The 7383-nt window shown below is 66.0% G+C and carries 9 protein-coding genes and 1 pseudogene; 5 read left to right on the top strand and 5 right to left on the bottom strand.

From position 1 onward, the window contains the following. The 4 genes from EOA33_RS17140 to EOA33_RS17155 form a co-directional block, all read right to left on the bottom strand. Positions 1-412 (bottom strand): alcohol dehydrogenase catalytic domain-containing protein (locus EOA33_RS17140; protein WP_148670641.1); only part of this gene is annotated, 412 nt, incomplete at its 3' end. A 54-nt stretch (positions 413-466) separates the two neighbouring features. Further along, complete coding sequence (gene lspA, locus EOA33_RS17145; protein WP_127406131.1) at positions 467-949, bottom strand: signal peptidase II; 483 nt, start codon at positions 947-949, stop codon at positions 467-469. A gap of 68 nt (positions 950-1017) precedes the next feature. Next, positions 1018-1866: an RNA methyltransferase gene (locus EOA33_RS17150; protein ID WP_127406132.1), complete on the bottom strand. Its 849-nt coding sequence runs from the start codon at positions 1864-1866 to the stop codon at positions 1018-1020. Then, positions 1867-2952, bottom strand: a complete 1086-nt coding sequence (locus tag EOA33_RS17155; protein ID WP_127406133.1) for a class I SAM-dependent rRNA methyltransferase — start codon at positions 2950-2952, stop codon at positions 1867-1869. 282 nt (positions 2953-3234) lie between these two features. Between EOA33_RS17155 and EOA33_RS17160 the strand changes: the two genes are divergently transcribed. From EOA33_RS17160 to EOA33_RS17180, 5 genes are all read left to right on the top strand, one after another. After that, on the top strand, positions 3235-4458 hold the full coding sequence (locus tag EOA33_RS17160; protein ID WP_127406134.1) for an RNA ligase RtcB family protein: 1224 nt from the start codon (positions 3235-3237) through the stop codon (positions 4456-4458). Continuing rightward, positions 4445-5062, top strand: coding sequence for a peptide chain release factor H (gene prfH, locus EOA33_RS17165; RefSeq protein WP_127406135.1), 618 nt, complete (start codon positions 4445-4447; stop codon positions 5060-5062). Before EOA33_RS17160 ends, prfH begins: the two co-directional genes overlap by 14 nt. Positions 5063-5175: 113 nt before the next feature. Next, positions 5176-5874, top strand: a complete 699-nt coding sequence (locus EOA33_RS17170; RefSeq protein WP_127406136.1) for a YafY family protein — start codon at positions 5176-5178, stop codon at positions 5872-5874. A 92-nt stretch (positions 5875-5966) separates the two neighbouring features. Next, a complete protein-coding gene (locus tag EOA33_RS17175; RefSeq protein WP_126058294.1) occupies positions 5967-6347 on the top strand; it encodes a VOC family protein in 381 nt (126 codons plus the stop codon). After that, positions 6344-6784 carry an EVE domain-containing protein gene (locus EOA33_RS17180; RefSeq protein ID WP_127406137.1) on the top strand — a complete coding sequence of 147 codons (441 nt, stop codon included), beginning with the start codon at positions 6344-6346 and terminating at the stop codon, positions 6782-6784. The genes EOA33_RS17175 and EOA33_RS17180 overlap by 4 nt, the downstream gene beginning before the upstream one ends. Here EOA33_RS17180 and EOA33_RS40520 read toward each other — a convergent pair. Continuing rightward, positions 6774-7383 (bottom strand): annotated as a pseudogene (locus EOA33_RS40520) (ornithine cyclodeaminase family protein); the annotation flags it as partial. The gene EOA33_RS17180 and the pseudogene EOA33_RS40520 overlap by 11 nt on opposite strands.

Here is a 7383-nt window from a genome sequence, read left to right on the forward strand (position 1 = left end):
GCATGGCCGTGTAGCCGGCAGTGCCGACCGCCATCGCATCATGCGGGCTGATACCTTCGGGCAGCGGCACCAGCCAGTCGCCGTTGACGCGGGCGCGACCGGCAAAGGCGCCGAAATGCGTTTCGCCGACGCCCCAGCCATTGAGGATCACCCTGTCGCCCTTGCGCCAGTCGGCATGCGAGGAGGAGATCACCGTGCCAGCGAAATCGATGCCCGGCACCAGCGGCCAGCGGCGGATGACCGGCGCCTTGCCGGTGATGGCCAGCCCATCCTTGTAGTTGACCGTCGTCGCCTCGACGGCGACGGTGACGTCGCCCTCCATCAGTTCGGCTTCGGTGAGGTTGATGACCGCGACCGACTGCTTCTTGTCGGCGTCGCGCGAAACGAGGATGGCTTTGAAGGTTTCGGACACTTTTTTCTCCCCGGTTGTGCGGTGCCTGGACTGTGCGGCGGCGGCTGCGCGCGGTCAATCTTGCGAGGGCTTGGGCTCGCGCCGCCAGCCGACAAATTCGTCGAAGAGGACAAGCGCGGCACCGACCGAGATGAAGGCGTCCGCTAGGTTGAATACGGCGAAGGACCAAACCGGCGTGTGGAACAATATGTAGTCGATGACGTGGCCGTAGACGGCGCGGTCGATCAGGTTGCCGAGAGCGCCGCCGATGATCAGTGCAAAGCCAATCCTGGCAAGCACATGGCCCGCCAGCGTGCGCGTTGCGAGGTAGAGCACGAAGGCGACGACGAGGACGGCGATCACCACCAGGCCGGTATCGCCGAAAGACTGGAACATCGAGAAGGCGATGCCCGTGTTGTAGGTGCGGAACAGCGCCAGGAAAGGCAAAAGATCGACCTTCTCCTGAAAGTCGAGGCCGCCCTCCACCAGCTGCTTGATCCACTGGTCGAGCGCAATGGCGACGACGACCAGCAGGGCATAGGGGGACCAGAACCTCACGATTTGATGCCCTCTTGTTTGACCATGATCTTGTCCGAAAACCGGACGCCGCCATTTGGGATCATGGTCTAGTCCGGCCCCAGCTTCAGCGCGCCGCGGCGGATCTCGAACAGCATGATGCCGGTGGCGACCGCCAGGTTGAGCGAATCGGCGCGGCCGGCCTGCGGAATCCTGAGCAGCCGGTCGCAGCTTTCGGCAAGGCTGTCGGGCAGGCCCTGCTGCTCGTTGCCCCTCAAAAGCAGCACCGGTCCCCTGGTGAAATCGACTGAGCGATAGTCAACCGCGCCCTTCAGATGCGTGCCGGCGACGAGGCCCGGAAACCCCTTGCGCCAGGCAAGGAAAGCCTCCGGCGTCGCCCTGGCGACCGGCACGGCGAAGATCGAGCCCATGGTGGCGCGCACGGTCTCGACGGCAAAGGGGTCGGTGGTGTCGCCGACCAGGATGACGCCCTTGGCGCCGACCGCATCGACGGTGCGGATGACGGTGCCGAGATTGCCGGGGTCGCGCACCCGGTCGAGCGCCACCCAGACGTCGCCGTCCGAAGCGCGGATATCCTTCAGCGGCAGGACCCTCTGGGCAAAGACCCCAACCACCATTTGCGGGTTGTCGCGGCGGGTGATCGCCGCCAGCACCTTCTCCGAGACTTCGAGCACGGTGCCGCCAGCGGCGACGGTGCGCGCCGCGACCTTCTCCACCGCCGCGTTGCCGCGTCCGGCCTTGGCGAAGACCAGCGTCTTGATCGACCAGCCGAGGTCGAGCGCGTCGATGACCAGCTTCAGGCCTTCGGCCATGAAGGCGTTCTGCTGTTCGCGGAATTTTTTCAGCGCCAGCGCCTTGATGTCCTTGACCAGCGGGTTGGCGAGGCTGGTGACTTCCTTCACCTGGCCGACGGCGCGCGAGCTCTCATAAGCGTTCATTCAAGCCACCCAGCGCGAGAACAGCGAGGTCGACAGCGCGCGGCCGGCGGATTTTTCGCGGATGATCAACTCGCCCGATTCGACCGTGCCACCCATGCCGGCGAAAGTATCGCGCATCAGGGCATGGATGGCGAAGAAGGAGGCGCGGATCGAATAGGCGGTCAGCACGACGGCAAGCGGCTTCGGCGTCAGGATCGAGCGGCAGAGGTCGGTCAGGCCGGGCAGGTCGTCGAACAATTGCCAGACCTCGCCCTTCGGTCCGCGCCCATAGGCCGGCGGATCGAACAGCACGATGTCGTAGCGGCTGCCGCGGCGCTCCTCGCGCTCGGCGAATTTCACGGCGTCCTCGACGATCCAGCGGATCGGCTTGCTGCCGAGCCCCGCCATCTCCTGGTTTTCCCGGGCCCAGCCTATGGCCTTCTTGGACGCATCGACATGGGTGACCTCGGCGCCGGCGCGCGCCGCGACCAGCGAGGCGAGGCCGGTATAACCGAACAAGTTCAGTACCTTGACCGGCCGTTTGGCCGCCATGATCAGCCCAGCCATGTGATCCCAGTGGGAGGCCTGTTCGGGAAACACGCCGACATGGCGAAACGAGGTGAAGCGGCCATGATAGTCGATGCCGTCATGCTTCATCGGCCAGGTTTCGCCGAGCGGCGTTTTTGGGAAGCGCCAGCGGCCGATGCCTTCCTCGTCGGTATCGCCAGTGAAGATGGCATCGGCGCGCTCCCAGTCCCTGGCCGGCAGCGCCCTTTGCCAGATCGCCTGACCCTCCGGCCGCACGATGCGGTAGGGGCCATACTGCTCGAGTTTTTGGCCCGAGCCGCTATCCAGCAGGGCGTAGTCGGCATTGGGCGCCACTTCGAGGATCAGCGGCAGCCGCTCTGCAGGCAGCAAGCCATCGCGGCGCGAAAGGATGCGCGGCGCAGATTTGGGCTCGGATCGCTCCTGCGTCTTTGCCTCATGCCGTTCGCCCGACCTTATCTGTGGTCGCGATGCCGTGTGCTCCTGGCGCGGCCGCGCGTGTTCGGCCCCGCCCTTTGCGGGCGGACGGTTGTCGCGGCGTTTGTCGCGAAAAGACTTCAAGCAGGAGGGTCTCCGGGCTGAGTGGCCGCTTTTTGGCATGAGGGGCGCGGCGGTGCAACAAGCGATGACGGTCATGCTGTGGCTGCCACGGACTTGTGTTTTTGCGCGTTTCGTCTATGAGGGCCGCCTTGTTGTTTCTGGAATGGGAGCGAAAGATGACGAACATCTTCACAGCGCACCCCGCAGGGGTTCCGGCGTAAGCCAGCGTCTTGGTGGCTGCCGCCGGTCGAACGGATGCCTGAAGGCGTCCGACTCCGGACCTGTATCCAGAAGTGTTCCATCATGGGCAATCTTATCGGGGGCCTTAGCCCCTCTACGTCGCGCGCCGTGCCGGCTGCGCATATCCAGCATTGTTTTTCGCCGCAGACATGGATCGAGGGCGCGGCGCTCGAGCAACTCAGGAACGTCGCGGCCTTGCCCGGCGTCACCTCGGTTGCGGCCTTTCCAGACCTGCACCCCGGCAAATACGGCCCGACCGGTATCGCCGTGTTGTCGCAGCGCTTGCACCCGCAACTGATCGGCAACGACATCGGCTGCGGCATGTCGCTGTTTGAACTCGACCTGCCGCTGCGCAAGCTCAGGATCGACAAGGCTGCCGAGCGTCTGCGCCGGATCGAAGCCGAGGATGTCTTCGATCCGGCCGAGGCACTTGGCCGTTCGGATCTGCCGCCGGATCTCTATCCCGGGGCTCTGGGCACGATCGGCGGCGGCAACCATTTTTGCGAGCTGCAGGCGGTCGATGAGACAATCGACGCCGCTGGCGAAAGCCTGTTCGACCGCCAGAAACTCTATCTGCTGGTGCATTCCGGCTCGCGCGGCCTCGGCGCGGTTGTCTTCGGGCAGATGCTCGATCGCCAATCCGCGATCACCGCCGGGCTCGATCCCGACAGCGCGGACGGCATTCACTGGCGCCGCCAGCATGATGTCTGCGTCGCCTGGGCCTCGCTCAACCGCAGCCTGATCGCGGAGCGCGCGGCAAGCGTGCTGAAAAGCGATGTTCGGCTGGTCGCTGACATCCCGCACAACCTTGTGCGCCAACGGGTTGGCGGCTTTGTGCACCACAAGGGTTCGGCTGCGGTTGCTGCCGGAGACATCGCGCCGATCGCCGGGTCGCGGGCAAGCCTAAGCTATGTCGTGCAGGTCCTCGACGCCACCGGTTCGTCGCTGGGCGGAATTTCGCACGGCGCCGGCCGCAAATACGACCGCGCGACGATGCATGGCCGCGCCGGCCGCAACAGGTCGGAGCGCGACGCGCTGTTGCGAAATGGCTGGGGCGGGCAACTGATCTGCGATGACCGCAATTTGGTTATCGAGGAAGCAGCGTCCGCCTACAAGGATGCCGGCCAGGTGGTGCGGGACCTCGCCGAGGCAGGCCTGGTGCTGGCGCTGGCAGCGATGAAGCCGCTGGTCACCTACAAGAAGGCCGTCGAAGGCCCCTCCGACCGCACGCGCAGCAAACCGATCCGCGACCGCCAGGGAAGGAGGGACCGCCATGCCCGCGATTGATCTTCTGGTCACCTCGGGCAGCGGTCCGGCGGAATGCCGCGTCGCGCTGATGGCGCTGATTGGCATCATCGAAGCCGAGGCCGACAGGCGCGGCTGCACGACCGATGTCACCTTCGGCCACAGGCCGGATCGGCACGGCGCCAAATCCGCGCTGCTCGGTCTCGAAGGCGCGAACGCCGCCGCGCTGGCGGCGGAATATTGCGGCACCGTCAAATTCGTCTTCAAGAGCCCGGTGCGCCCGGGACACAAACGCCAGAACTGGTTTGTCGGCGTGAAGGCGGTGGATCTGGCGGCGGCAGTGCCGGCCGAGGCTTCGATCGCACCCTGCGACGTGCGCTTCGAAACGCTGCGCGCCGGCGGTCCCGGCGGCCAACATCAGAACACCACCGACAGTGCGGTGCGCGCCGTCCATCTGCCGACAGGCATCGTGGTGACGGCACGCAACGAGCGCTCGCAACACCGCAACAAGGCAATCGCGCTGTGGCGGCTGGAAGCGATGCTGCGGGTTCTCGCCGATCGCGATGCCGAACAGTCGATGGCGGAAATCTTCATCGCCAACAAGGCGCTGGAGCGCGGCAACGAGGTCAAGGTGTTTCGCCTCTGACCGAACATCTTCGAGCGAAGTGGGCGCGGCCGAGTCGCCGGATGTGGATCGTCCCGGCTTCCTGCCGCGCCCATGCGGTTCTATCGTGGATTTGGCCCCAAGTCCCGAGAATCATGTCCCGTTCCGAACGCCTGCTCGACCTGATCCAGATCCTGCGCCGTCATCGTCGGCCGGTCAGTGGCCGCACGCTTGCCGGTGAAATGGGTGTCTCCATCCGAACGCTGTATCGCGACATCGCGACGCTGCAGGGGCAGGGCGCGCCGATCGAGGGCGAGGCGGGGCTGGGCTATGTGCTGAAACCTGGATTCATGCTGCCGCCGCTGATGTTCACCGATGAGGAGATCGAAGCGATCGTGCTCGGGTCGCGCTGGGTCGCCAAGCAGCCGGATGCGAGGCTTTCGGCGGCGGCGACCGATGCGCTTGCCAAGATCGCGGCCGTGCTGCCGGCCGATCTGCGCGAGGATCTCGACGCCACCACGCTGCTCGTCGGTCCGAGCGCCGAGGCCACCGAGGGCATCGACCTCAGCCTGGTGCGCCAAGCCATCCGCGACGAACGCAAGCTCGGGTTCCTCTATCGCGATGCGGCAGGGGTCCAGTCCCGGCGCATGGTCTGGCCCTTCGCGCTCGGCTTCTTCGACAAAGTGCGGATTGTGGTCGCCTGGTGCGAGACGCGGCAGGATTTCCGCCATTTCCGCGCCGATCGCATCTCCGGCCTCAGCGCCACCGAAATTCGCTACCCGCGCCGTCGCCAGGCTCTCCTCAAGGCGTGGCGAGCGACGCTGGACGCACCAAAGCGTGGGCCAGAGGCCTGACGTTTCGTTACGCGCTTTTGCAAAATGCCTGCTGCCAGAATCTGACAGTGGGGCGGCCTATGCTCCTCCAATCGAAACCCTGGAGAGCAGACATGAACACCTCAAATTTCGTTATCCTCTACGTCGACAGTCCGGAGCGGAGCGGCGCCTTCTACGGCGCGCTGCTCGGGCGGCAACCGGTCGAGGCGTCGCCGACCTTCGTGCTGTTTGTGCTCGACAACGGCTTCAAGCTTGGGCTGTGGTCGCGCCACACGGTGGAGCCGGCGGCGGCCGCCGCGGGCGGCGGAGCCGAGCTCGTCTTTGCGCAGGACACGCCGGCGGCGGTCGACGCTGCCCATGGGGACTGGGCCGGGCGCGGCCTGAAGATCCTGCAGGCGCCGACGGACATGGATTTCGGCCGCACCTTCGTTGCGCTCGATCCCGACAACCACCGGCTGCGCGTCTATTGGCTGAACGAGGGAGACCAGGGATGAGTGCGCACTGGATCGCGGTCGCCTCGGCGGCGCATGTCAGGATCGGCCGCGAAGGCGGCTTCATGCAGGTCAATCATGGCAAGGCGGCGCCGCTGCGCCGCGTCAAGCCAGGCGACCGCATCGTCTACTATTCGCCGAGCACGGTCCTCGGCGAAAAGGACGGCCTGCAATCTTTCACCGCCATCGGCACGGTGCGCGACGGCGAGCCCTACCGGGGCTACATGGGCGCAGGCTTCACGCCGTTCCGGCGTGATGTCGACTGGGCGAAGGCTGGGGAAGCGCCGATCAAGCCGTTGCTCGACCGGCTCGACTTCACGGCTGGCCGGCCGAACTGGGGCTACCAGTTCCGTTTTGGGCTGCTTGCCATCGGCGCGCATGATTTTGCGCTGATCGCGCAAGCGATGGGCATGGTGCCGGCAAGCGAAGCTATCGCTTGAGCGCCTTGTAGACGGCGATGCCGGCGGCGAGGTCCTCAAGCGCGGCGCCGACCGACTTGAACAATGTGATCTCGCCGTCGCCTTGCCGGCCCGCCTTCTCGCCGCGCGCCAGTTCATGCAAGTCAGCGATGATGGCGTCCGGTTTCAGGACGCCGGAGGCCAGCGGCTGGACGATGTCGCCCGCTTCCTTGGTGGCACCGGAGCGAGTGTCGACATAGACGCGGGCGCGCCGGATCGCGTCGTCGTCGCTTTCGCGCATCGTCGGCGTGAAGCCGCCGACAAGGTCGACATGCGCGCCCGGCTTCAACAGCGCACCCCTGATCAGCGGCTCGGTGGAAATGGTCGCCGAGGAGACGATGTCGGCCTCGGCGAGCTCGGCGCCGAGATCGCCGGCTGCGCTGGCCGGGAGCCCTTCGGCGCGCAAGCCGGCGGCGACCTTTTCGGCATTAACCGGCGTTCGGTTCCAGATGCGGATGCTCTTGATCGGCCTCACCGCCGAATGCGCCTTGGCGAGGAAGGTCGACAGCGCGCCGGCGCCGACGACCAACAGGCGCGAGGCATCCTTGCGGGCGAGGTAGGAGGCGGCAAGCGCCGAGGCG

The sequence above is a fragment of the Mesorhizobium sp. M4A.F.Ca.ET.050.02.1.1 genome (assembly GCF_003997725.1).
Taxonomy (GTDB): Bacteria; Pseudomonadota; Alphaproteobacteria; order Rhizobiales; family Rhizobiaceae; genus Mesorhizobium.